This window comes from Chthoniobacterales bacterium (assembly GCA_039930045.1).
In the GTDB taxonomy this organism is placed as follows: Bacteria; Verrucomicrobiota; Verrucomicrobiia; order Chthoniobacterales; family DASVRZ01; genus DASVRZ01.
On the sequence record JBDSQB010000002.1, the window covers coordinates 79,645 to 104,837 of the forward strand.

At 59.0% G+C, this 25,193-nt stretch carries 19 protein-coding genes; 11 read left to right on the forward strand and 8 right to left on the reverse strand.

The features are described 5' to 3' along the window. Positions 1-29: 29 nt before the first annotated feature. Both ABIT76_00580 and ABIT76_00585 read right to left on the reverse strand, forming a co-directional pair. Complete coding sequence (locus tag ABIT76_00580) at positions 30-1,454, reverse strand: hypothetical protein (GenBank protein ID MEO7931630.1); 1,425 nt, start codon at positions 1,452-1,454, stop codon at positions 30-32. A 66-nt stretch (positions 1,455-1,520) separates the two neighbouring features. Then, entirely contained in the window at positions 1,521-2,123 is a 603-nt protein-coding gene (locus tag ABIT76_00585; protein ID MEO7931631.1) for a hypothetical protein, read from the reverse strand. Positions 2,124-2,290: 167 nt separating this feature from the next. Between ABIT76_00585 and proB the strand changes: the two genes are divergently transcribed. Then, positions 2,291-3,064 carry a glutamate 5-kinase gene (gene proB, locus ABIT76_00590; GenBank protein MEO7931632.1) on the forward strand — a complete coding sequence of 258 codons (774 nt, stop codon included), beginning with the start codon at positions 2,291-2,293 and terminating at the stop codon, positions 3,062-3,064. 60 nt (positions 3,065-3,124) lie between these two features. Continuing rightward, a complete protein-coding gene (locus ABIT76_00595) occupies positions 3,125-4,396 on the forward strand; it encodes a glutamate-5-semialdehyde dehydrogenase (GenBank protein ID MEO7931633.1) in 1,272 nt (423 codons plus the stop codon). Here ABIT76_00595 and ABIT76_00600 read toward each other — a convergent pair. Next, positions 4,386-4,817: a hypothetical protein gene (locus ABIT76_00600; GenBank protein MEO7931634.1), complete on the reverse strand. Its 432-nt coding sequence runs from the start codon at positions 4,815-4,817 to the stop codon at positions 4,386-4,388. The two genes, ABIT76_00595 and ABIT76_00600, sit on opposite strands and share 11 nt — an antisense overlap. 149 nt (positions 4,818-4,966) lie before the next feature. Between ABIT76_00600 and ABIT76_00605 the strand changes: the two genes are divergently transcribed. The 3 genes from ABIT76_00605 (at position 4,967) to ABIT76_00615 (ending at position 7,478) form a co-directional block, all read left to right on the forward strand. Beyond that, a complete protein-coding gene (locus ABIT76_00605; protein MEO7931635.1) occupies positions 4,967-6,073 on the forward strand; it encodes a DUF362 domain-containing protein in 1,107 nt (368 codons plus the stop codon). A 23-nt stretch (positions 6,074-6,096) separates the two neighbouring features. Next, positions 6,097-6,981, forward strand: a complete 885-nt coding sequence (locus ABIT76_00610) for a squalene/phytoene synthase family protein (GenBank protein MEO7931636.1) — start codon at positions 6,097-6,099, stop codon at positions 6,979-6,981. Between the two features lie 86 nt (positions 6,982-7,067). Further along, positions 7,068-7,478: a DUF6194 family protein gene (locus ABIT76_00615; protein ID MEO7931637.1), complete on the forward strand. Its 411-nt coding sequence runs from the start codon at positions 7,068-7,070 to the stop codon at positions 7,476-7,478. 332 nt (positions 7,479-7,810) lie between these two features. On the opposite strand, the gene ABIT76_00620 is transcribed toward ABIT76_00615, so the two are convergent. Further along, positions 7,811-9,823 carry a M13 family metallopeptidase gene (locus tag ABIT76_00620; GenBank protein MEO7931638.1) on the reverse strand — a complete coding sequence of 671 codons (2,013 nt, stop codon included), beginning with the start codon at positions 9,821-9,823 and terminating at the stop codon, positions 7,811-7,813. Positions 9,824-9,827: 4 nt separating this feature from the next. Further along, positions 9,828-10,469: a pyridoxamine 5'-phosphate oxidase gene (gene pdxH, locus ABIT76_00625; GenBank protein ID MEO7931639.1), complete on the reverse strand. Its 642-nt coding sequence runs from the start codon at positions 10,467-10,469 to the stop codon at positions 9,828-9,830. 78 nt (positions 10,470-10,547) lie between these two features. Between pdxH and ABIT76_00630 the strand changes: the two genes are divergently transcribed. Beyond that, complete coding sequence (locus ABIT76_00630; protein ID MEO7931640.1) at positions 10,548-11,657, forward strand: prepilin peptidase; 1,110 nt, start codon at positions 10,548-10,550, stop codon at positions 11,655-11,657. Here ABIT76_00630 and ABIT76_00635 read toward each other — a convergent pair whose 3' ends face one another. Then, positions 11,658-14,039, reverse strand: coding sequence for a protein kinase (locus ABIT76_00635; GenBank protein ID MEO7931641.1), 2,382 nt, complete (start codon positions 14,037-14,039; stop codon positions 11,658-11,660). A 106-nt stretch (positions 14,040-14,145) separates the two neighbouring features. Between ABIT76_00635 and ABIT76_00640 the strand changes: the two genes are divergently transcribed. From ABIT76_00640 to ABIT76_00655, 4 genes are all read left to right on the forward strand, one after another. Then, positions 14,146-15,087: an RluA family pseudouridine synthase gene (locus ABIT76_00640; protein MEO7931642.1), complete on the forward strand. Its 942-nt coding sequence runs from the start codon at positions 14,146-14,148 to the stop codon at positions 15,085-15,087. Next, positions 15,074-15,910, forward strand: a complete 837-nt coding sequence (locus tag ABIT76_00645; GenBank protein ID MEO7931643.1) for a uracil-DNA glycosylase — start codon at positions 15,074-15,076, stop codon at positions 15,908-15,910. The genes ABIT76_00640 and ABIT76_00645 overlap by 14 nt, the downstream gene beginning before the upstream one ends. 3 nt (positions 15,911-15,913) lie before the next feature. Then, positions 15,914-16,954: an acyltransferase family protein gene (locus ABIT76_00650; protein MEO7931644.1), complete on the forward strand. Its 1,041-nt coding sequence runs from the start codon at positions 15,914-15,916 to the stop codon at positions 16,952-16,954. A gap of 134 nt (positions 16,955-17,088) precedes the next feature. Then, entirely contained in the window at positions 17,089-19,059 is a 1,971-nt protein-coding gene (locus tag ABIT76_00655; protein ID MEO7931645.1) for an ATP-dependent DNA helicase RecQ, read from the forward strand. Positions 19,060-19,195: 136 nt separating this feature from the next. Here ABIT76_00655 and ABIT76_00660 read toward each other — a convergent pair whose 3' ends face one another. Beyond that, positions 19,196-21,346 carry a response regulator gene (locus ABIT76_00660; GenBank protein ID MEO7931646.1) on the reverse strand — a complete coding sequence of 717 codons (2,151 nt, stop codon included), beginning with the start codon at positions 21,344-21,346 and terminating at the stop codon, positions 19,196-19,198. Between the two features lie 5 nt (positions 21,347-21,351). Next, positions 21,352-23,766, reverse strand: coding sequence for an ATP-binding protein (locus ABIT76_00665; GenBank protein ID MEO7931647.1), 2,415 nt, complete (start codon positions 23,764-23,766; stop codon positions 21,352-21,354). A gap of 292 nt (positions 23,767-24,058) precedes the next feature. Between ABIT76_00665 and glf the strand changes: the two genes are divergently transcribed. Beyond that, positions 24,059-25,171 carry a UDP-galactopyranose mutase gene (gene glf / locus ABIT76_00670; protein ID MEO7931648.1) on the forward strand — a complete coding sequence of 371 codons (1,113 nt, stop codon included), beginning with the start codon at positions 24,059-24,061 and terminating at the stop codon, positions 25,169-25,171. Positions 25,172-25,193 lie beyond the last annotated feature (22 nt).

Consider the following 25,193-nt stretch of genomic DNA (forward strand, 5'->3'; position numbering starts at 1 on the left):
GTGCGCTCCCGATAAATCCGACTCGCGCGTTACTTCTGGAGCCGTTGCTTGAAGTCGGCTGGAAGCGTGGATTTTTGCAGCCACGCGGCGGCTTTGGCCGGGCTGTCCGTTTTCCAGTTGTCGTAAATGGTCGTGATCTGCTCCTGCGATTTGTCGGAATTGCTGATCGTTGTCGCCCATTGCAAGGCTTGCGCGGGGTCGGTTTCGGCAAATTGATCGCTCAAGGCCTCGCGGCCCAAATCGCTGGGTGCGCTGCCCGGTGCCTGTTGCTGCACCCATTTGGTGAGTCCATCGCTGTCGGTCGCAGCCCAGGAATTGAGCGTGTTGGTGAAGGCTTCGTCGCGAGTTTTCGGATCGGGCAATGTGGCGACCCAGCGGAGGGCTTTTTCGGGTTCGATGCCGCCCCAAGTCTGCGCGAGTTCGAGCACGGCGCTCTGGCGAACCTCGGGATTCGAAATCTGGCCGACCCATTTCGTGGCGGCTTGAATATCGGACGCGCCCCAGATGCTGGCGAGAGCGCTGGCGGCATTCGACTGCGACTCGCCTTTGGGCAATGAATTGACCCATACCGAGGCTGCCGCCGGATCGTCGGAGGCCCAGGCATCTACGACCTGGTTGATGAGTTCGCCGCTGCCGGGCGAGTTCAAATGTTGTCCAACCCAAGTGGCGGCGGCGGCAGGTGACTGGCGGCACCATTCCTGAGTGACGGCGAGGAGAACGGCGGCCTTCTGACTCTGCGGGAGGCCTTCCGCCCATTGCGCGGCGGCGGCGGGATCGATATTGGTCCAGGCTGTGGCGATGGTTTCGAGGGCGTTGCCAGTGGCGGTGCCTAGCCGGGCGCTGCGAACCCAGTTGGCGGCGTCCTGCGGCGAAAGGGTGGACCAGGCTTTCAATGCGGCGGTGAGGCCCTCGACTTTCAGTGGACCGTCGAGATTATTTTGCGCCCAAGTGAGGGCGTCCTGCGGGTGCGCCGTGGCCCAGTCTTCCAATCCGGTGGAGAGACATTCCGTGCGCAGGCTGCCGGCGGGAAGCGCGGCGGTGTATTTAAGCGCGGCCTGCGGATCTTTGCGGACCCACGTTTTAATGACGGCGGAAAGATAAACTGTGCGATCCGCCATGCTGCCGATCTGCGAGGTGAGTTCCAATGCTTTCTGAAGATCGCTGCCGGCGAGGCTTTCGGCGTAGGCGCGCAAGGCGGTGTTGCGGGCGTCTTCCTCAACGATTTGCAGGGCGTCGGTGAGGCTGTCGCCGGTTTTAGGGTTTCCTTTCGGATCAGCAACCTGAAAACGGGCCTCGGGCGTGGGCGCTTCCGCCGGAGCGTTGGCGGACGTTGTGGAGGAATGAGAGGACGACGCCACGACAGGAGCCGCCGTGGGATGGCTGGAGGTGAGCGAGCCGCCGAGCCAGCCGAGCGCGAGTCCGCCCAGAAAAACGGCGGGCAGGAGGAGTTTCATGCGTGGACAATCGATTCGATGAGGAACCGGTTGTCAATGGCTACCAAGCGAAAGCGAGGGCTCAGATTAAATGTCGCCGGGCTCGCCGCCGTGGCCGTGACTTTCATTGTCATCACTGTTGGCCAGTCCATCGCCGTCCATGTCGTCATCGTCGGCGTTGTCGTGACCGTCACCATCAATGTCATTGTCATCGCCGTTTTCATGACCATCGCCATCGATATCGTCGTCTGTGCCATTTCCGCGGCCGTCACCATCGATATCGTTATCGTCACCGTTTTCGTGGCCGTCACCGTCGATGTCAGTGTCGGTCTGGTCGTCGATGCCATCGCCGTCAATGTCGTGTTCGCGGGTGGAATCATCCGCCAGGTGGTCGCCGTCCATGTCTTTTTCGGCGAGCGCGTCGTCTTTCAAACGATCTGCGTCGATGTCCTTCTCAGCGGCGCTGCCGTTGTTGAGATGATCGCCAATGTAGTGGCCCCGAAGCGGACCTTTGCGGCAAAACCCACCATCGACGTTGCGGTCGAGTCGATTGGGAATGCCATCATTGTCGATGTCCAGATCGGAGATATTCGGAATGCCGTCGTGATCGAGATCGGGAGCCGAGGCCAACGCAGCCACGGAACTGGTGAGGAGAATGCAGAAGGTGAGAGGAATCAGGATGGGTTTCATAGGTTTAAGGAGTTGGGCAATTTATAGGTAATTCTCAAGTATGCGTCAAGAATTTGGTAAAATGAATGATTAAACCGTTACCCAACACCTCGAGCTGACTTATTAGCTTCCAATCCGCGACAGCCAAAACTTTACACCCACGCCTCCCGATGAAATGCTGGCCGCCCATGTCTCCACGTAAAAAACGCATCATCCTGAAGTTTGGCACCGGCATTCTTGCGCTCCCGGACGGCATGGCGCTCGATCTTCCGCAAATGCAGGCGCTCGCCGACGAGATTTCGAGTTTGATTCGACTCGGCCACGAAGTCTGCGTGGTGTCCAGCGCGGCGGTCGCGGCCGGTCTCGCGACGTTGGGATTCACTGAGCGTCCGACGGATTTGCCTTCCATCCAAGCCTGCGCCGCGGTCGGCCAATCGCGGCTGATGCAAGTCTATGAATCACTTTTTTCCCGGCACGATCTGCACGTAGGCCAGCTCCTGCTCACGCATCAGGACATCGACAGTCGCGCCCGTTATTCCAACGCCCGGAATACACTCGACCGCCTGTTTACCTGCGGAAATGTCATCCCCATCATCAACGAAAACGACTCGGTCGCCGTCGAGGAACTCCGTTTCGGCGACAACGACCGGCTCTCCGCCGAAGTCGCGATTCTGGCTGGGGCCGACATGCTCATCCTCCTGACCAGCGTGGACGGCTTGATGGATGAAAAAACAGGCACCGTCGTCCCACTGGTCAGCGATCTCTCCGAGGCTGGCGAACTCGTCCGCGACGAAAAAGGGCGTTTCAGCGTCGGCGGCATGAAAAGCAAACTCCAGGCCGCCGCCCACGCCGCCAGCACTGGCATCCAGGTCGTCATCGCCAACGGACGCAAACCCGCCAGCATCGGTCGCATCGTCGCCGGTGAGTCGATTGGAACTCGCGTCACAGCGGGGAAAAGTTAAGCCTCCCTTTCGTCTCAACTTTTCTTCGTGTCTTCGTGCCTTCGTGGTAAATAAAGCGCCATGACTCTCGAAGAAGAAATCCACAGCCTCGGCCAGCGCGCCAAAGCCGCTTCGCGCATTCTCGCCCAGGCCACCACCGAGCAGAAAAACTCCGCCCTGCTCGCCATGGCCCATGCCGTTCTCGCCCAGAGCGACGCCATTCTCGCGGCCAACGCCACCGATCTTTCTCATGCGAGTGCCAATGGACTCTCCGCTGCCATGCTCGACCGGCTCCGGCTCGACCACGACCGCCTCGCGAAAATGGCCGAGGGCATTCGCAGCGTCGCCGGCCTGTCCGACCCCACCGGCGCGCTCATCGCTGAGTGGGAACGCCCCAACGGCATCCGCATCAGCAAAGTCCGCGTGCCCATCGGCGTCATCGGCATCATTTACGAATCCCGCCCCAACGTCACCAGCGACGCCGCCATTCTCTGTCTGAAAACCGGCAACGCCACCCTGCTCCGGGGCGGCTCCGAGGCGATTCACTCGAATCTCGCGATCGCCACCGCCCTCCAGACCGGCCTGCAACAGAGCGGACTTCCAGCCGATTCTATTTTACTTGTGCCGAAGACCGACCGCGACGGTGTCCGCATCATGGCCGCGATGAACCAGTATCTCGACGTCATCATTCCCCGAGGCGGCAAGGGCCTCATCGAAGCCGTCGTCCAGCACGCCCGGATGCCCGTCATCAAACATTACGACGGCATCTGCCACGTCTATGTCGATGCCAACGTCAATCACCTCATGGCCCGCGACATCATCATCAACGGCAAATGCCAGCGCCCCGGAGTCTGCAACGCCGTCGAGACCGTCCTCATTCACAGCGCGGCGGCCCCCGTTTTCCTCCCCATCATTGCCCGCGAACTCGCCCTCAACCACGTCGAAGTCCGCGCCGACGAGCGGAGTTACAGTGGATTCAGCGCCGTGGATTACCCGCAATTGCGCGAGGCCACCGAGCAGGATTTCCGCACCGAACACCTCGACCTCATCCTCAACGTCCGCATCGTGGACAACTTGGAAGACGCCATCGAGCACATCGAGAAATACGGCTCGCACCACAGCGATAGCATCGTCACCAACAACGAGGCGCGCGCTGAGCAATTCCTCAACGCCGTGGACAGCGCGACGGTTTTCTGGAACGCCAGCACGCGGTTCAACGATGGAGGCGAGTTTGGTTTCGGAGCCGAGATCGGCATCAGCACCGACAAGCTCCACGCCCGCGGTCCGATGGGTCTGGAAGAACTCACCACCTACAAATACCAGATCCGCGGCACCGGCCAGGTCAGGCAATAATCTGGTTGCGAGCGCGCCGGCGACATTTGCCCTGCAATTCCTGGCGCAGACGATAGCGAAATTTGGCTCCCAGCAGACAGGTCAATCCGCCCATCACCGCCGCCGGAATGGCCAACATCTGCCGGTCGCCCATTTCTGGATGGCTGTAGCCCCAGAGCAGAATCATTATTCCCCCGGCGAGCGCGCCCCCGACCGCGCACCACGCGGCACTCCAGAATCGGCCCGGCGCAAACACGAAAAGCGGCAACAAAGCCACCAGCCACGCGCCGAGCAAGAAGCTGAGGCACGAGGCCGAGAGAAAAACCGGTCCGTCTCTCCAGAATGCAAAGAGGGCCACGGAAGCGCCCGTAAAAAAGGCATTGAACGCCGCCCATGCCAGCAACTGCGCCAGCGGTTTCTTCAAAATACGGCGACGTGGCATTTTTTGCGGACTCGCGGCGGCAACAGGCGAAATGGGATCTTTGATATTTTTAGCCTTCACGTAACAGCACAAGGGAACCTGTTAGCCCATCGAAAAACCAGCCCAAACTGGACGTCTGATTGCACTGCAACCCGCCCCCTTCCTCAAACTTGAGCAAGCGCCCGAGTTCCATGCTAGGCTGCGCGCACCTCATGCGCATCGGACTCGTTTTCCTCCTGCTCGCCGCCACCGCCTGCGCGCAACTCGATCCGCAAAAACCAGAGCCCGAACCGACTCCCATGGCGCTCCCCGAGGTGCCTGTTGGCGAAGTCGTCGCTGTCCACGATTCGGGAATGATCACCAGCTACGAAACTGACGACGCGCAGGTGAAATCCGCCGTGGATCGCGTCGTCATGGCCGTCACCAAACAGCCCAGCATCGCCGCCGCGTGGAGTTCGCTGGTGAAGCCCTCGGATCGCGTCGGGCTGAAAATTTCCGCTACCGGGCAGCAGTATTTCGCCACGCATCACGCCGTTGTCGATGCCGTTGTTAGTGGGTTGCATCAGGCCGGGGTGACTAACATCATTCTCTGGGATCGCAGCGCCGACGACCTCAAACAATCCGGCTACCGCGACAACGCCAGCTACAAAGTCCGCTGGTCGTATCCCGGCAAGGCCTACGCGCCGAAAAGCATCTATGTTAGCTCGGTGTTAGGTCAACTCATCTGGGGCGACCTCGACTTCACCCGGCGCTACTCCACATTCGAGTTAGACCCTAATGAAAAACCAAAGGACAACCTCAGTTCTAACAGTCACTTCGCCTCGGTATTAGTCAGCGAAGTGGACAAGGTCATCAACCTTCCCGTGCTCAGTGCGCACGCCTCCTGCGGCCTGGCCTGCGCGTTGTATAACATGACCATTCCTAACATCGACAACTGGCGCCGCTTCACCACCGGCTTCGCGCAATCCGATCCCGCGATTCCCGAGATTTACAGCGATCCGCTCGTGACTAACAAAGTCGTGCTAACCATCATGGACGGCCTCATCGCGCAGTTCGCTGGCGGACCAGAGTTCCAGCCCAATTACGCCATTCATCACGCCACGATTTACGCCAGCCGCGACCCGGTCGCGCTCGACACGGCGGCTCTCCAGCAGATCGATAAATGGCGAGTCCGCGCCCGGATGCGCCCCAATGCCGCCGACGCGAGCTACCTGCAAAGCGCCCGCGAAATGGGCCTCGGCAACGCAGGCAAATCCGAGGTGAGGATGCTGCCCTGATGCAAACCGAGCTGGAGAAAAACGTGCTACTCGAGTCCGTCTCGCGCTCGTTTTATCTAACCATTCGCGCCTTGCCGAAGGCGTTGAGGCAGCCGATTCGCACCGCGTATTTGCTGGCCCGCGCCACCGACACCATCGCCGATACGAGTTCCATTCCGATGCTGGATCGGCTGCGGCATTTGCGTCTGCTGCGCTCCATCATTCTCGGAGAAAAACCTCTCGAAGACTCGGCTCGCATGGGAATCGAAGTCGCCCCACTGCAATCGAACTCCGCTGAGAAAATTCTCCTCACCCATCTCGTCGAAATCCTCGCCGACTATCAATCGCTCGAGCCCGCCGATCACGCCGACGTGCGCTGGGTGCTCGACCAGATCACCATAGGCCAGGAGGAGGATTTGCTAACCCCGCGCCTCGCCGATGCCGCAGCCCTGGAGCGTTACACCTGGCTCGTGGCCGGCTGCGTCGGCGAATTTTGGACCCGCCTCGGTCTGCGAAAACTGAAGCACTACGCCACCCTGCCCGACGCCGAAATGATCCAGCTCGGGGCCGACTTCGGCAAGGGCCTCCAGCTCGTCAACATCCTGCGCGACTACCCCGAGGACGAAAAAAACGGGCGGAGTTACATCCCGTCCGACTACGACCAATGGCGGCAGCGTGCTAACATATTGTTAGAAAACGGCTGGCGCTACGTGCTCGCCCTGCGCTGGTGGCGGCTGCGCTTCGCCTGCGCCCTGCCCGTGCTCATCGGCCTGCGCACGTTGGCTATGTTAGGAACCACCCCGCCGCAGAATCGAATCAAAGTCCCCCGCAAAGAAATTCGCGCGATGTTAGTGCAAGTCGCCTGTCGCGCCATCTCCCGCCGCGCCTTGGCGAACTATGGCCGCCAGTTTCTGCTGAAAACTTTGTAAAGCTGCCAAATAGCAGGACAATGAAAGTGCATCTCAAAATAAAAGGCACGGCCCCTCTCCTACACAAGGCGTGCTAGTTTTCCGGCATGAATGCAGCCTCCATCGAGCAGATCATCACGGAAAGTTTTACCAAGGTCGAGACGGCCTCGAATTTTGGTTACACCTTCTTTTTCTATGGAGCGGACCACAAGCGACCGTTTGCGACGCTCGCGTCCTCTGACAATGAATATGACCGCGTCTCGAACCTCGACCGTCCGGGGGTTTTTCGTCTGAATGTGGGTGTCGGCAAGCAGACTTTCCAATCGCTTTTCGGCCCGAATGCGGTGGATGTGAGCGGCTACGATTTCACCGCGCTGGACACGATCATGCCTCACCCAGATTACGCAGCGCAGCATTTCATCTGTGTGCTGAATCTGTCTGCGGAGACGTTCGAGACTTTGCGCCCGATGATTGCCGAGGCTTACGACATTGCCAAAAAACGTCAGACGAAGCGGTAAAAGTGCGAGTGACCACTAGCTAGGTCTCCCCTCGTTCCCGAAGCCAGGTTTATTCGCCTTGGCCTTGGAAACTCCGCACACGATGAGCGGCGACACCTTCCATTTCGAGCGCCTGCAGACCATCCGAAGCAGGAAACCGTGCAGTCGTATTGCGGAGTCCCTCTTTTAAACAGCGATGGCAAAATGTTTGGAACGATCTGCCATTTCGATTACAAGCTCAGCCAGGTCTCACAGTTGGATGTGGAGCTGATGGAGTATATGGCGAAAATCCTGGAGAGGCATAGCGAGAGCCTCGTCGTCTGACCTGCGCAGGATAAAACGACGACCCAAGCCTACCAGATCGCGGCTCGGTCGGTGTCTTTTCTCGCCATGGGGCTGCTGGCGTCGCAGCCGAAGGCTTGGAAAAACTCGGGCATGTTGGCCACGACGCCGTTCACGCGGTGGATCGCGGGGCTGTGCGGGTCGGTGAGGACGCGCATGCGGAGGGCTTCCTTGCGAATGTTCGACCGCCAGACTTGCGCCCAGCCGAGGAAGAAGCGTTGCTCGGGGGTGAAGCCGTCGATGGGCGCGGGTTTGCCTTCCTTGGCCCACTTTTCCTGAAGGGCGGTCCAGGCGATGCGGACGCCGCCGATGTCGGCGATGTTTTCGCCCTGGGTGAGCTGGCCGTTGAGCTTTAACTCGTCGATGGCGGTGTAGTTGCCGTATTGATCGACCACTTTCTGCGCGCGCTCGTTAAAGGCTTTTTTGTCAGCCTCGGTCCACCATTCCTTCAGGTTGCCATCGGCGTCGAACTGCCGCCCTTGGTCGTCGAAGCCGTGAGTCATTTCGTGGCCGATGACCGCGCCGATGCCGCCGAAGTTGATGGCGTCGTCCGATTTCGCGCTGAAGAAGGGCGGCTGGAGGATGCCCGCCGGGAAAACGATCTCGTTGAGCGCGGGATTGTAGTAGGCATTGACCGTTTGCGGGGTCATGAGCCACTCGTCGCGATCCACGGGTTTGCCGATCTTGGCGAGATTGCGATGGATCTCGAATTGGGCGGCGCGCAGGGTGTTGAGCACGTAGCTTTTCCGGTCGATCTGGAGGGTGGAATAGTCGCGCCACTTGTCGGGGTAACCCATCTTGACGGTAAATTTATCGAGCTTGTGCAGGGCGGCTTTTTTCGTGTCGTCGCCCATCCAGGCGAGGCCGTCGATGCGGGTGCGGAGCGTGGCGCGGAGGGAGGCAACGAGGTCGAGGATGCGCTGCTTGGCTTCGGGCGGGAAATATTTCTCCACAAAAAGCTGGCCGGTGGCTTCGCCGAGAGCGCCGTCGGTGGCGGCGAGAACGCGTTTCCAGCGGGGTTTGAGTTCTTTCGTGCCGTTGAGAATCGTGCCGAAGAAGTGGAAGTTCTCATCGACAAACGGGTCGCTCAGCTCGCCCGCGTTATCGGTGAGCAACTGCCAGCGCAGGTAGGTTTTCCAGTTCTCCAGCGAGACGGACGTGAGCATGGCGTCGAACTTTTTCAGGAAGTCGGGCTGGCCGACGCAGAAGTCGCCGGGATCACCGAGACCGCGTCCGACGAGATACGACTTCTGGTCGAATGTGGGCGTGAGCGCGGACACTTCGGTGAGCGTCATTTTATGGTAAACCGCCTGCGGATCGCGCTGCTCGACCTTCGTCATGGAGGCCTCGGCGAGTTGGGTTTCAAAGGCGAGCACGGTGTCGGCCTCGGTCTTGGCGGCGTCGGGTTTATCGCCGAGCAGGGTGAACATTTTCGCGACGTGCTCGACGTATTGCTCGCGGATTTTCTTCGAGGCGTCGTCCGTCTTTAGATAGTAATCGCGGTCGGGAAGTCCGAGGCCGCCCTGGTAAAATTGGGCAATTACGCGGCTGCTGTCCTTCGCGTCCTGATCGGCAAAAAAGCCAAACCCGGCCCCGACTCCGAGGTCGTGCAAATGCGCCAGCAACGCGGGCAATTCCTTCGTCGAAGCGAGCGCCGCAATGCGATCAAACTCGGGTTGCAGCGGAGTCACACCCGCCTTGTTTACCGCCTCGACATCCATGCCACTCGCATAGAAATCGCCGATTTTCTTCCGCACCGAACCCTCAGGCGCGGCGCTGTCGGCAGAGGCTTCCTCGAGGATGGTTTTGAGTTTCAGGTTGTTGTCCTCGACCAACTCGATGAAGCTGCCCCAAGTCGAATACTGGCCGGGAATGGGATTGTTTTTCAGCCAGGTGCCGTTGGCGTATTGGAAAAAATTCTCACAAGGCTTGGTGGCGGGGTCGATGTTCGCTGGATCGAAAGCAGTCTGAGCGTGCGCCAGGATGAGGGTGGAAAAAAAAGCGGGAATGAGTGAGCGGCGCATAAAGTTAGGGGCTGAGACGGTCGATCTGCCAGATTCGTTCAGTCAGAGTGTATTGGAAACGGTCGTGGAGCCGGTTCGGGCGGCCCTGCCAAAACTCGAACCGCACCGGCACAACCCGGAAACCGCCCCAGTTTTCTGGCAGCGGAATCTCGGTGCCAGCGGTGTGTTTTTCCAACTGCTCCAGCCGTTTCTCCAGATAATCGCGATCAGGAATGACTGCGCTCTGGCTGGAAACAAGCGCGCCGAGCTGGCTGCCGCGCGGACGGCTGTGAAAATAGGTGAGCGTTTCCTCGCGCGAGACGCGTTCGACCGCGCCCGCGATGACCACCTGACGCTCCAGGTTTTGCCAGAAAAACGTCAGGCAGGCGCGTGGGTTTTCCCTCAGCTCGCGGCCTTTCCGGCTCTCGTAATTCGTGAAAAAACAGAACCCGCGATCATCGAAGCTCTTCAGCAAAACCGTGCGCGCGGCGGGAGTTCCATCGCTATCTGCGGTCGCGAGCGTCATCGCATTTGGCTCGCCCGCGGCCTGCGCCACGGCGATGCCGAACCACGTCGTGAATTGATCAAACGGACTCTCCGACAGATCGGCGCGGCGGAGTCCGGCAAGGGCGTATTCGCGGCGCAAACCGGCTGGATTTTGCATCATGCAGCCCATCGTAAGCAACACCGCGAGCGGTGCAAGACCGGGATTGACGCTCGGCGGCGGAGCGGGTTCACTGAGCCCGTGCCCGCCGAATGGTATTCGCTTATTTTCCAAGTCTTCTCGTTCATTCTGGGCTCGATGATTGGCTCCTTTCTAAACGTCTGCATTTACCGGATGCCGCGCGACATGGCGGTGAACCAGCCCAAGCGTTCCTTCTGCCCGAACTGCAAAACGCAGATCAAATGGTATCACAATCTGCCGATAGTTAGCTGGCTCTGGCTGCGGGGGAAATGCGGCTACTGCGGAGTGCCGATCTCGCCGCGCTATCTGGGGGTGGAATGTCTCACCGGCGGCCTGTTTCTGGCGATTTACTGGAGACTGGAACCGCTCTTTCAACTGCCCCTACTGCTGCCCTACTGGATACTAGCTTCCGTGTTAGTCGTGGCGACTTTCATCGACTTGGAATTTTTCATCATCCCGAACGAAATCACTTGGGGCGGAGTGGTTGCAGGCGTTGTTCTCAGCGGGATTTTTCCGAGCATGATGCAAGTCGATTCTCGATGGCAGTCGCTGCTCTGGTCGGTTGCAGGCGCGGCGACTGGTTACTTCCTGCTCTGGAGTGTGGTCGAGCTGGGCAAGCTCGCTTTTGGACGGAAAAAACTCACCTTTCCCGCCGACACGGAGTTCCACGTCAAACAGGTCGAGGACCAGCCCGTGCTCACCGTTGGCGATGAATCAATGCCCTGGATCGACCTCTTTGCCCGCGAGTCGGACCGGATGATTCTGACCGTAGAAAAAGCCGCCGTGAACGACCAGCCGGTGAGTGCATTGGAACTCGTCTTCTTCCACGATCGAATGGAAGTCGCCGGGGAAAAAAGCGCGCTCTCGGAGATCACGATGGTCTCGGGGCTCGTCTCGAAAATCGTCATTCCGCGCGAGGCCATGGGCTTCGGCGATGTGAAATTTATCGCAGCCATCGGAGCGTTTCTCGGCTGGCAGGCGGTGCTATTCACCGTGCCAGTCGCGGCGGTCTGCGGCTCGATTCTGGGCGTGGGTTCCATGCTGATCGGGCGGCGCGAATGGTCGGCGAAGATTCCCTTCGGCCCATATCTCGCCGTCGGTGCGCTCGCCTGGATTTTTGCCGGACCGGAACTCGTCCGCTGGTATGCCGGGCTGCTGGGCCGCTACTAGCTATTTCGCCTGGTCGAAAAAGACCGCGAGATTATCGCGCAGAGTCGCATCGGACTGGGCGGCGTCGATCAGGATTTGCTTGCCCTCGGCTTCGTTGCCGCAAAGCGTGGCGTAAACCCCGACGAGCCATTTTTTGTGATCCGGGTTGGAGTCGGCCGCGGACTTCTGCGCCATGTCCATCACGGAACGCGTGCTCACGTCTTTCCAAGCCACGGTGGTCTCGCCGTAGTCGGATTTAATGTAGAGATTTTCCACACTGGCCCGGGCCACTTTTCCAGGAATGACTGCGCCGCTGCGGCTGGTGATGGGCCATTCGTATTTCGTGGTTTGCAGGCCGGCGACGAGCTTGCTTTTTAACTCCGCCAGCAGTTCCATGCGCTGAAGCAGCATGTTCTTTTTGGTGGCCAGAGATTCGTTGGTGTAGGTGGCGTTCTTCACCTCGGCCAGCACCACTTCGGGAGTGAAATTGCGAATCGGCTGGAGCACTTTTCGGGAGAGCGCGTCCCACTGAGCCGTCTCGCTGGCGAGCATCTTCTGGGCGTTGCTGACGGCGGCCTCGTCCGCCTGTTTTTTGGCCATCCCGAGATCCTGGGAAAGACTGGTTTCCCATTTTTGAAATTGCTCGGGCATCGGTCCGCTCGTGCCGAGTTTTCCACTGCCTTCCTGCACGGCCTTCAGCGCGGAAGCCTTGTCGGCGGGAGTCTTGGCTGAGGCGACTTTGGCTGCAACCGCAGTGTAAAGTTTGTAGTCGGCCAGATACTTATCCACGAGAGGTTTGTAGTCGGCGATCCACTGATATTGGTCGTCGAGTTTGCCGTCCTTGAACTGCTGCAAGAGCGGGCCTGCGTTGGCAAAATCCCCCAGCGACCAGTCTTTCATCGCGAAAGCCAGCAACGCCATCGCCTCGTAATTGGTGTTGTCGTAGGCGGTCGCGACCACGGATGAAATCCCGTTTTTCTCCTTCATCTGCTTGGCCGTTTCCACAAAGAACCCCGCGAGCCGGACTTCGCTGCTTTCCTGCGAGTAGGGGCCTTTCTTTTGCAAGTCGGCATAGAGACTCCGGGCGTCGTCGAGGCGGCCGTTTAGCTGGAGTGCAATCCCTTTCTGGAGCATGGCCCAGCTCAGGCGTGGCTGCGGCGAGTCGGGCGCGGTAATGAATTGATCGAACAACGTGATCGCGTCGTCCGCCTGGCCTTTCACCAGCAACTCCAGCCCTTCCTTGTAGGCCTCGCTGTCGTTTGCCGGCGTGGGGACGATCCCCGTGGCGCTGGGCAGCGGCGCATCGGGTCCGGCGAAAAGCGTGGCGCGTTTCATCCAGATGTAAGCGCCCATGCCGATCATGAGAACGACCAGTCCGAGCGTAATCCAGGCGGTGAAACTTTTCGTCTCGTCCGATTCGACCACGACTCGCGTCTTCGGTTTCACGCCGTTGGCCGTGCGATCCAGCAACTGCGCCTTCGCGTAGTTCAGGTGCTCGATCAGTTCCTCGTAGGATTGGTAACGCTCCAGCGGGTCCTTGTTCAACATCCGGTTGATGACGTAGGCCGTCTCATTGCTCACATTTGGCGCGAACGCCTGGAGGCTCACCGCCTGGCTCTTCAAATGCTTCAACGCCACCAGCGACGCCGACGCTGCCTCGAAGGGCGGACGCCCCGAGAGCGCGTGGAAAAGCGTGCCGCCGAGGCTGTAAATATCGCTGCGGAAATCCTCTGGCTCGTTGTTCAACTTTTCCGGTGCCACATAGTAGGGCGTGCCCCAGATTTCGCCGCGCGTCTTGGCCTCGTCTTCCATCAGGATGGCAAGGCCGAAGTCCACCACCTTGGCCGTGCGCGCATCGGAAAAAAGAATGTTACCCGGCTTCACGTCGCGATGAATCAACCCGATTTTCGCTGCCGCATTCAGCCCGTCGGCAATCTGGATGCCCACATCGAGCACCTGCATTTCCGCGACCTGGCCTTGCAGCGCCATCAGTTGATCCAGCGTGCCTTTCGCGACCAATTCCATCGCCAGATAAAACTGCCCGTGATCCCGTCCGGCGGAAAAAACCTTCACCACATGCGGATGGCTGATCGACGCCGTGATGCGCGCCTCGGTTTCCAGTTGGGTAATGCTCGCCTCGTCGGCGCTGTATTCCCGCTTCAGGATTTTTACTGCCACCGGACGCTGCAGATTCAGGTCGATCGCCTCGAAGACCGTACCCATGCCGCCTTCACCAAGGACTCTTTGCAAAGCGAAATTATTAAACTGCGTGCGAATCCGCATCTTCGTCCCGCAGATCGGACAATGAATTTCGGAGAACGGCTCCATCGCCGTCACGTCGATCAGGGTCGTGCAATTCGGGCACGGATCGAGAATTCTGGATTCTTCGTCTGCGGGGGACATAGTGTGTGGGAGGTTATCAGCCAGCGGTGAAATCCGCAAACTGAACTATTTACTAGCAGAAAACGCACCGTCGGCACAGCCGAGTTGCAACTTTCTGTAAAAAACCATGAACGCCGCCACCATCACCCTGCACACCGTCTCCGCGACACACGCCGGGTCGCGCCTCGATGCCGTCGTCGCGCAGATCGCCCCGGAGTTTTCGCGGTCGCGAGCCAAGACGTTGATCGAGGACGGCGCCATTCTGGTGAACGAGGAAAAGGTCAAACCCCGGCACCCCGTCGCTGCGGGCGACCGCATTCGCATCGCCGAGCCACCGGCCATTCCATCGGAAGTCGCCGCCGAGGATATCCCGCTCACGATCCTCTTTGAAGACGCCGACCTCATCGTCCTCAACAAGCCACCCGGCCTCGTCGTCCATCCCGGCGCGGGCAACGAATCCGGCACGCTCGTCAACGCGCTCCTCCACCATTGCGACAGCCTCAGCGGCATCGGCGGCGTCGAGAGGCCGGGCATCGTCCACCGGCTCGATAAAGACACCAGCGGCTGCCTCGTTGTTGCCAAAAACGACATCGCCCACCGCGCCCTCTCGGAGCAATTTGCCCAGCGCGAAACGACAAAACGCTACCTCGCCATCGTCCATGGAATGCCCAAAAAACTCCGCGGTCTCATCGACGCCCCGATTTCCCGTCACCCGGTTGACCGAAAGAAAATGGCCGTTGTCGCGGAGGAAAAAGGCCGCGCCTCGCAGACGCTTTACGGCGTCATTTCCCCGCTACCGCCGCCGCTCGGGCGCCTCACCCTCGTTGAATGCCGTCTGCTCACCGGACGCACCCACCAGATTCGCGTCCACATGAAACACCTCGGCCATCCGCTCGCTGGCGATGCCGTTTACGGACGCGCCGGCGACGGTTTTCCGCGACAGATGTTGCATTCCTGGAAACTCGGTTTCACCCATCCGACTTCCAATCGACTCATGGAATTTTGCGCTGACCTCCCGCCGGATTTCGCTAACCTCTCCCTCGATTTCTCCAGCTATGACCCCGTTTAACTCCGGCCTCGACCTCGTCATCGAGCAACTCACCGCGCAAAAACGCCTGCTTCATCGCGCCCCCTCCGCGGCCCCCGAGCTCCTGCAAAAACTCCTCCAGACGAAGCCCCAGCACGCGACCACCGCTCCCACCGCTCCCACCGCTCCCACCGCTCCGACCGCTCCCACCGTCCCCTCGGCAGCCAACAGTTTCCTAACCTCCGGCAGCAAACAGGAACGCATCGAAGCCCTCCGCGCCATCGCGTTGCCCTGCACGAAATGCCCCCAACTCGTCGCCAGCCGCACCCAGGTTGTCTTCGGAGTCGGCCAACTCGACGCCGACCTCATGTTCGTCGGCGAAGCACCGGGCGAGGACGAGGATTTGCAAGGCGAACCATTCGTCGGCAAAGCCGGCCAGCTCCTCACCAAAATGATCCAGGCCATGGGCCTCCAGCGCGACGACGTTTACATCGCCAACGTCGTCAAGTGCCGTCCTAACATGCCGCCCAATACTCCCGGCAACCGCAAGCCGACTTCCATCGAAATGGCGACGTGCCTCCCGTATTTGCTCGAGCAAATCGACATTGTTAGACCGCGCGTCATCGTCGCCCTCGGCCTCACAGCCGTCGAGGGACTCATCGGCGAAACGCGACCCATGAACCAGTTGCGCGGCCAGTGGCTGCATTTGTTAGGAACCCCGCTCCTGCCCACCTATCACCCCGCGTATTTGCTTCGGAACCAGGCCACCAGCGAGAAACGCAAAGTCTGGGAAGACCTCCTCATGGTCATGGAAAAACTGGCCATCCCCATCTCCGAAAAGCAGCGAAACTTCTTCACCCGCTAGGCATTGAAACAGCGCCTCCTCTGGATCGACTTTCTGCGCGGGCTTGCTGTGCTGGGAATGATCGAGACGCACTCGGTCAATTCGTTTCTAGCTCCAGTCTATCGCACTGGCGGCTGGTTCACATTTCTCAGCTACCTCAACGGCATCGTCGCGCCCACATTCCTTTTCATCGCCGGTTTTCTGCAAGGCGCGTCGATCCGCAAAAACTGGGACGCGCCGACGTCCTTCGCCCGGCGGTTTCGCTCCATCGGCGTCCTTCTGCTCCTCGCCTACGCCTTGCAATTCCCCTGGAACTCGCCTTTCGACGGCGACAAAGTCTGGATCGCCCTGGGCCGGATCGACGTGCTCCATTGCATTGCGATCTCACTCGCATCACTGCTAGTACTAGCGAAACTCTGCAAGCGGCTGATCACCTTCGATGCGATGGTGGGTTTGCTAACCATCGGCCTCATCCTAGCCGCGCCATTCGTCTGGAACTCGACTGAAAATTTCCCCGCGCCCATCGCTGGCTACCTCACCGCCCATCGTGGAGCCTTGTTTCCCCTCTTCCCCTGGAGCGCCTTTCTGCTCGCAGGAGCCCTGGCCAGCCGTTTGCCCCGAATGTTCGCCGTCGGCTTTCTACTAACAACCGCGCTCGGCTGGATGCTGAAGTTCACCATGGCCGCGTGGTTTGAGTCACAGACCTATGCCACTCGCTACGACGCCTTCCTTTTTCGATTAAGCGTCGTCTTGTTAGGTTGCGCGTTGTGCTCGTGGCTGCTCACCACCGACCGCCTCCTAACCCGAGCCATCCAATGGTGCGGAGCCCGTTCGCTGCCGCTCTATGTCTTTCACCTCATCCTCCTGCATAGCGGCCTCGGCATCCTCCTGCCGCCCCTGCGCGACCTTTACCCCAAAACCCAAACGCCTACCACCGTCTTCTGGCTCTTTCTCTTAACCTTAAGCGCAACCCTCGCGCTCACCTGGCTCTGGCAATGGGTTCTAACACACACCATCCGTCTCACCCGCAAAGGCTGGCCGATGGATTATCGGACAGGCGAATAAACAAGAGCAGCAGACGCGGAAGTGACGGCATAGGCCTTTTTTTGGAAAGGTGGACGCAAAAAGACCAGTGGCCAGGCGAATCGCGGCGTCTTTTTTGTTGGTGAGAGGCTTCTCACGCCGCTACTTGTTTCGCTGTGCTGGAACGTGAAATGATGGAGCAGACCGGGTTGCCGGAATTGGAAAAGACGTTGCTCGCGCACTTCGGTCATGCGGAGTTTCGGCCCGGGCAGCGGCAGGTGGTGGAGGCGTTGATGGCGGGACACTCTGCGCTGGCGATCTTTCCGACGGGCGGCGGAAAGTCGCTTTGCTATCAGTTGCCCGCGCTTTTGCTGGAGGGTCTAACCTTGGTCATTTCGCCGCTGATCGCGCTGATGAAGGATCAGGTGGATGCGTTGTTAGTTCGAGGGATTGCCACGGCGCGGCTGGATTCCACTTTGAATGCAATGGAACTCGCCTCTGTTTTCCGGCAGATCGAGGAGGGCTCGCTGCGGCTGCTTTATGTCGCCCCGGAGCGGCTGGCGAATGAGAAATTTGTCGAGCGGATGAAGGGTGTTAACATCGCGCTGGTGGCCATCGACGAGGCGCATTGCATCTCGGAATGGGGACACAATTTCCGACCTGATTATCTGCGCCTGGCGAAGATCGTTAGGAAATGGCGCATCCCGCGCGTGCTGGCATTGACCGCCACGGCCACTCCCGATGTGGCACGCGACATTGCCAAAGAATTTCGCATCACTCGCGAGAACCGGGTGGTGACGTCATTTCATCGTCCGAATTTGTTTCTGCAAATCACGCCGGTCAAAGCCTCGGAACGCATTGCGCTTCTGGTGGAAAAACTAACAGTGGAAACGCGTTTCCCGGCGATTGTTTATGTCACGCTGCAAGAGACGAGCGAGTCCGTTGCAGCCCACCTGCAACGCGCCGGAATCCGCGCGCGCGCCTATCACGCGGGTCTGGCGGATGATGTTAGGAGCGAGGTGCAGCAGGCGTTTATGTTAGACGCCATCGAGGTGATCGTGGCGACGATTGCCTTCGGAATGGGCGTGGACAAGGCAAATGTTAGATCCGTGTTTCATTTCAATCTGCCGAAGACGCTGGAGAATTATCAGCAGGAAATCGGACGCGCTGGCCGCGACGGACTTCCATCGCACTGCGAAATGCTGGCCTGCGGCGACGACATTCGCGTGCTGGAGAATTTCATATTAGGAGACACGCCAACGCGCCACGCACTGTTGGAACTCACCGGTCATTTTCTGCGTCAGGGCCAGGAGTTTTCTATCAGCCGCTATGATTTGTCGCGGAGCCACGATGTGAAAACAATCGTGCTGGAAACGGCTCTGATTTATCTGGAAAAGGCGAAGGTGCTGGAGCCGGCGGGGTCGTATTACACGAAGTTCGAGATCACGTTTACCCACGGCGAAGGTCGCGCCCTGAGTGGACACAGCGAGGGGCGTCAGCGATTTTTGCAGAAGTTGCTGGCTTGCGGAACGAAGCGCGGCCAGTGGTCGAGAAAACTAACCATTACGATGAATGAGGCGGTGAAGATGCTGGAAGAGTCGCGCGAGAAGATTTTGCGCAACTTAAAGTTGCTGGAGGAGGCGGGCGACATTGTTCTCGTGCCGAAAGGGATTCGTCATAGCTATCGATTGTTAGGAAGCGCGGCTGAGCATACTCCCGCATCGCTGGCAGACTGGTTGCATCCGTTTTTCACGGAGCGCGAGGCCGCCGATATGAAGCGGCTGAAATCCATCGTGGCGCTGGCCGAGACGACGCAATGTCTCACCTCGCGGTTGCTGCTGCATTTTGGAGAGAAGATTCCGCCGTGCGGGCATTGTGCGAATTGTGTTTCTTCCAAGGTTAGGAAGAAGCTGCCGCAGTCGCGTCTAACTCCGATCAGCCTGGAGCAAGTGGCGTTGATTCGCGATCTGATCGAGGAGAAGGAGCCCGCGCTTCGCAGCAGCCGACAACTGGCGAAATTTCTCTGCGGCTTGCAGAGCCCGGCGTTGCAGCGGGATCGGCTCACGCGGCATGATGCGTTTGGGATGCTGGCGCATCTGCCGTTTTCCGATGTGCTCGCGCAGACGGAAAGCATGTTGATCGAGTAGGACTTGGGGGCAGCGGACCCGCTGCGATGGTTAGGAAACAGAGTTTCCAAGACAAGTGCGTTCCCAAACGGAGTTTGGGAACGAGGAAAATGTTCATCGAGGCAAACGCGTGCGCTCTCGGGGGAGATTACTACTCCTAGCTATCCAGACAATCGCGGACGGCGCGGACTAGGACTTCGGGTTTGTAGGGTTTCTCCAGAAAGTTGATGAAGCCGTTTTGCGGGTCGGCGTGGGTGGCGAAGTTGGAACTATAGCCGCTGGAAAAGATGACTTTGAGCGCGGACTTTTCCGATTGCAGCCGCTCGGCGACGGCGTTGCCACTCATCCCGTTGGGCATGACGATGTCGGTGACTAACAAATCGATCTCGCGATGTTTCTTCGACCACACAACCAGCGCAGTCGGCCCGTCGGCGGCCTCCAGAACATCGTAACCGTAGTCGCGCAGGACGTGCGTCATGATTTCGCGCACGGCGGGCTCATCTTCGACGACGAGAATGGTCTCGCTGCCTCCGCGCAATTCCTCGCCACTGGAACCGTCGGCCTGCAAAGGGATCTCGGCGCTGGCGGGCAGGTAAATGTGGAAGGTGGAGCCCTTCTTTAATTGGCTAGCTACTTCGATCCAACCCTCGTGCTGGGCGGCGATGCCATAGACGGTGGCGAGGCCGAGGCCTGTGCCTTTGCCGACTTCCTTGGTGGTGAAAAACGGCTCGAAAATGCGGTTCATCGTTTCCGGACTCATGCCGGTGCCGGTGTCGGTAACGCTCACGCAAACGTAGGTGCCGGTGCGCGCCTGCGGATGTTTGCTAACATGAGCGTCGTCGATGTTATTCACCTTGGTTTGAATGGTTAGTTTGCCGCCGGTGGGCATCGCGTCGCGCGCGTTCACGACAAGGTTCATCACGATCTGCTCGACGTTGCTTTGGTCGGCCCAAACTCCGGGGAGTTTCTTCGCAAAGTTGCAGCGCAACTCGATGTGTTCGCCGATGAGGCGGCTCAACATGCCGTCGAGATTTTTCACGACGTCGTTCAAGTTGAGCGCACGCATTTGGATGACTTGCTTGCGGCTGAAACTCAAAAGTTGTCGGGTCAATGCGGCAGCGCGCTCGGCGGCGACGGAGACGTGGTTGAGAGATTCGGCGACGCCACGGTCGAGGTTGTCGGCGGCGAGATGGATACTGGCGTGGCCCTGGATGACGGTGAGAATGTTATTGAAGTCGTGCGCAACGCCGGCCGCGAATTGCCCAACGGCCTCCAGTTTCTGCGAATGTCGAAGTTGTTTTTCGAGGCTCCGCTGCTCGCTGACATCGAGCGTGGCGATGAGCGCGACCATTTCCTCGCCCAACCGAAACGCCTCGGCGGAGATGACACATTCCCGCGTTTCTCCGGCGCGGGTGCGGAGCGGACACTCGAAATTGCGGACGGCTTTTCCCTGGCGAAGTTGCTCGATAACGAGCGTGCGCAGACCGGGGTTGGAACTGATTTTTAGTTCGTCGGGCGTGTGGTTGATGATGTCCGCACGTTCCCAGCCTGAGATGGCGAGAAAGGCGTCGTTCACGTCAATGTAAAGTTCGCTGCCGAGCGACTGGATCGCCATGGGAATGGGACTCGCCTGAAAAGCCCGCGCGAAACGTTCCTCGGACTGGCGCAATTCCTTTTCCGCCTGCGCGCGTTCGCCCATTTCCTGACGCAGTCGGGCGTTGGCCGACTGAAGTTCCTCGGTGCGGCTGGCGACGATGTGATCGAGGCTGTCGAGGTGAGTTTGCAGGCGATGGCTCAGGGTCCACTTCTGAGTCAACGTGTGGGCGAGCTGCAGCACCTCGACGTTGTCGAAAGGTTTTTTGAGAATGACGAGACTGTCGGTCTTGCCAAATTTCCGGATCATGTCGGCCCAGGAATAGTCGGAATACGCGGTGCAAATGACGATCTGCAGGTCGGGAAAAAGTTTCCAAATGCGGGTGATGGTTTCCACGCCGTCCCAGCCGGGTGGCATCCGCACGTCCACAAAGGCCATCGCATAGGGGCGGCCTTCCTTGACGGCAGCCTGGACCATTTTCAGCCCTTCCTGGCCCTGGAAAGCGGAGTCGATCTCGAATTCGGTATCCATCAATGCCTCGACTTCGACCCCGAAAAGTGCGGCGGCCTCCATGTCGAGTTCCGAGTCTTCCTGCGCCGGGTTGCCGAGAATCTTGCGGATGTCGTCGTGGATCGAGCGATTGTCGTCGATCACCAGAATGCGCTGGTTGGGCTGCGCTGGCTGAGTGGAGTGGGAATCTTTTTTGGCGCGCATGGAGATTAGGATGGAAGTCCGATGGTTTCCTCGTCCACCGGGACTTCCAGGGTAAAGGTGGCTCCTTTGCCGACGCCGGCGCTGTGGACGGAGAGCGAGCCGCCCATCTCGCTGGCGGCGAGTGCAGCGCTGTGCAGGCCGAAACCGTGGCCGTCTTCCTTGGTGGTAAAGCCGTGCTCGAAGATGCGCTGGAGATTCTCCGGAGCGATGCCGATGCCGTTGTCGGCGACGATGATTTTTACCCGCGATTTGCCGCTCGCGACGATGCGGACTTTGATTGTTTTCTCCGGTCGCAACGCTTCGCTGACGGCGTATTTGGCGTTGCGGATGAGGTTGACCAGCACCTGCAGGACCTTGTGTTTGTCCACGCGAACGAGCGGCACATCGGCGAAATCGCGGACGACTTCGATGTGGTGACGGTCGAAGGCGGCTCCATTCATGCCGAGCGCGTCCTCGACGAGTTCGCTCGCCGGCATGGATTCGAGGAGACCGGACACCTTGGCGTAGTTCTGCTGGACGGCGACGATGTCCTTGATGTGAGTGATGTTTTTTGCGAGCCGCTCGGCTTCGGCCAATGTCTCGGCCTGCTCGACGGTGAGGCGCTCGGAGAGGGTGTTGATGAATTTGGGCAACATCTTGCCGCGCGGATCGGTGGTGAGAAATTTCCCAAGGTTCTTGGAATTTTGCTCCAGGAGCTGCGCGACATTCGTAAGGTGGGCAATGCGCGATTTGCCCAGCCGCTCCGAGATGAGCATGGCGGAAACGTTGACGCTGTTGAGGACGTTGCCGACGTTGTGCAGCACGCCGGTGGCGACTTCGGCCATGCCAGCCTCGCGGGAGACAGTGATCAATTCCTTGTTCACACGCTCGAGTTCCTGCTCGGAAAGTTTCCGCTCGGTCACGTCCTGGGCGGTGCCGAAGACTTCCGCGACTTTGCCGTCGGCGTGGAGGAGAACCTCGCCGTTTTGCTGGAGAATGCGCACGGTGCCGTCCTGGCGAATGATGCGCTGCTCGAAGCTGAAGGGTTTCTTTTCTTTTAAGGCGCGCTTGAAGGTCTTGTCGGAAAACTCTCGATCGTCTGGATGAATGAGCTGGAGCGCCGTGTCGTAGCTCACTTTTTCGCCCGAGGTGGCGTAGCCGTGAATGCGGTAATTTTCCTCCGACCAATGCATGATGTTCGAGTGAATATCCCAGTCCCAACTGCCGACGCGGGCGATTTTCTGGGCGATGGCAAGCTGGTTTTCACTGTGACGCAACTCGGCCTCGGCGCGTTTGCGGTCGAGGATCTCGGCTTGCAGGGAATCGTTGGCCGCCGTGAGGTCATTGGCCTGTTTGCGAAGCGGACCAGAGATGCTTCGGGTGATGAACGTCACAAAACACAGTGCAGCGACGAGGGCGGCGGCGGCGACGAAGAGGCTGCGCGCGCGCCGGTGCTGATAGGCGTGAATGCGGATTTCGAGGAGCTTGTCGAGTTCGTTGTCGGTGATTCTCCAGAGATTGAAACTGGCGTCGCGGGCCAGAGTTCCGGCGGCGAGATAACTCGTGGTGGAGACCTGTTTTTTGCCGGAGCTGACGAGCAGCTCGATCATTTTGATGAAGTTCTCGTTGCAAGCGACGTATTGTTTCAGCGCGGCTGGGACGCGTGATTGAAGCGTGGGACTGATGCCGTAAAAATTGGCGTCCTCATTCAAGCCGGTCTGCACACTGCCCTGAATGCGCTCCAAGTCGGCCTCTTTCAACATGGTCGCGTAGATCGCGAGCTGCTGTTGCTCGGCATTGGAAATGGACGGCTGCCGCAGCACCGCCTCGCCGTGGGCGACGACGGCGGCCAGGCGATCCTGCGTTTCCGGCAGGGCCAGCAGCGTGGCGTCCATCAGGTAATAACTATCCAAGTCCGGGTCCAGGATCAGGTTCGAAAGATCGCCGGCATGGGTGATCATCACGCGAATATCGGCGATCAAATGCAGGTGCTGCGCCGCCGAGGCCGCCGGGTCGAGATCCTTCAGACTTTGCCTGAGCTTGGTCCATTCGGCGCGAACGATGGCCGCCTTGTAGTGCTCGCGCTTGCGTTTGGCGAGGCCTTCCGGGGTGAATTGCAGATCGGTGCCAATGCGGGAATCGATCTCCTGCAATCGATCGAAAGCCGACTCGATTTCCGCCTCTTTCTGAGTCAATTCAGCGGCCACAGACTCGCCCCGAATCGATTGGGTAACGAGCTGGCGATGTTGCGGAATAAATTCGAGCAAATCTTCGAGCGGACGCTGGTATTCATTCCCCTTCTCCTCCTGCCGGGCAAACTCGATGTTCGCGTTGATGCCTGTGATGAAGAGATAGAGCATCACCGAATCGGGCATGACGAAGAAGATGCTGATGAGAGCCAGCTTCTGGGCCACTTTGAGATTTCTGAACCAGTTGATCATCGTCATTGAGTCGGTTTTGTGAACTGTCGTCCTGCGTTCACGAGGCTAAGTGCTGAATGGCGTGGAAAAGACACACCCGCCCCAAATGCATGAAGCGTGCCAGTGGATGCGCCAGGTAGATTAAATTAGCCAAAGAACGCATTAAACGGCCATTAAACGTTCTCATCCGACTTGGACTCGATTGAAGCGCTTTGCCAAATCGCCCTTCTGGAGCGAATCAGGCGTCTTTCCACGTCAAGTCTGAGAGGATTAGACATTTGGCTTTGGGAGCAAGTGCGATATTGATCAAACTATGAGTCGATTTTTAATTGTGGGAGCCGGATTTTCCGGGGCTGTTCTGGCGCGTGAACTGGCCGAAGCCGGACTGTATTCTCTCGTGATCGACTCGCGGAATCATATCGCCGGAAATTGCCACACCGAGCGCAGCGCCGAGACGGGCGTGATGATCCACCATTACGGGCCGCATATTTTCAATACGAGCAACGTCCAGGTCTGGGATTACGTGCGGAAATTCGGGGAATTCGTCCCCTACATCAACCGGGTAAAAGCCTCCATCGAGCGCGGCGTTTTCTCGATGCCGATCAATCTGCACACGATCAATCAATTTTTCGGCAAACGCTTCGGACCGGCCGAGGCGCGCGCGTTTGTGCAAAATCTGGGCGACCAAACAATCCTCGAACCCGCTAACTTCGAAGAGCAGGCGCTGAAGTTTCTCGGCCACAACCTCTACGAGGCTTTTTTCTACGGCTACACCAAGAAACAATGGGGCTGCGAGCCGCGCGAACTCCCCGCCTCGATCCTGCAACGGCTGCCAGTGCGCTTTAATTACGACGACAATTATTACAACACGAAGTTCCAGGGCATTCCGCGCGACGGCTACACCGAGATCGTGCGGCGCATTCTGGACCACCCGAACATCGAAGTGAAACTCAGCACGTCCTACGACGCGTCGATGGCGGCGGAGTTTGAGCACGTTTTTTACACCGGCCCGATCGATGCGTTTTACAACTTCACCCACGGTCGCCTCACCTACCGCACCGTTTTCTGGAAGCACGAGAGCCACGAAGGCGACTTTCAGGGTAATGCCGTGATCAATTACCCGAGTCAGGACGTTCCCCATACCCGCATCCACGAGCACAAACATTTCACCCCATGGGAAGAGCACGCAAAGACCGATGTTTTCACCGAATTCAGCAAGGAAACCGCGCCCGAAGACGTCCCGTATTACCCAAAACGTCTCCCCGGCGACCTTGAAAAATTAGCCGCCTACCAAGCCCTCGCGAAAGAAGAATCCACCGTCTCCTTTCTGGGCCGCCTGGCCACTTACCGCTACATGGACATGCACCACGTCATCGGCGAAGCCCTCGATTTCGCCACCGCGTGGCTCCAAGATCGCAGCCGGTAAACCGCTATTTTTGCGTAGATGG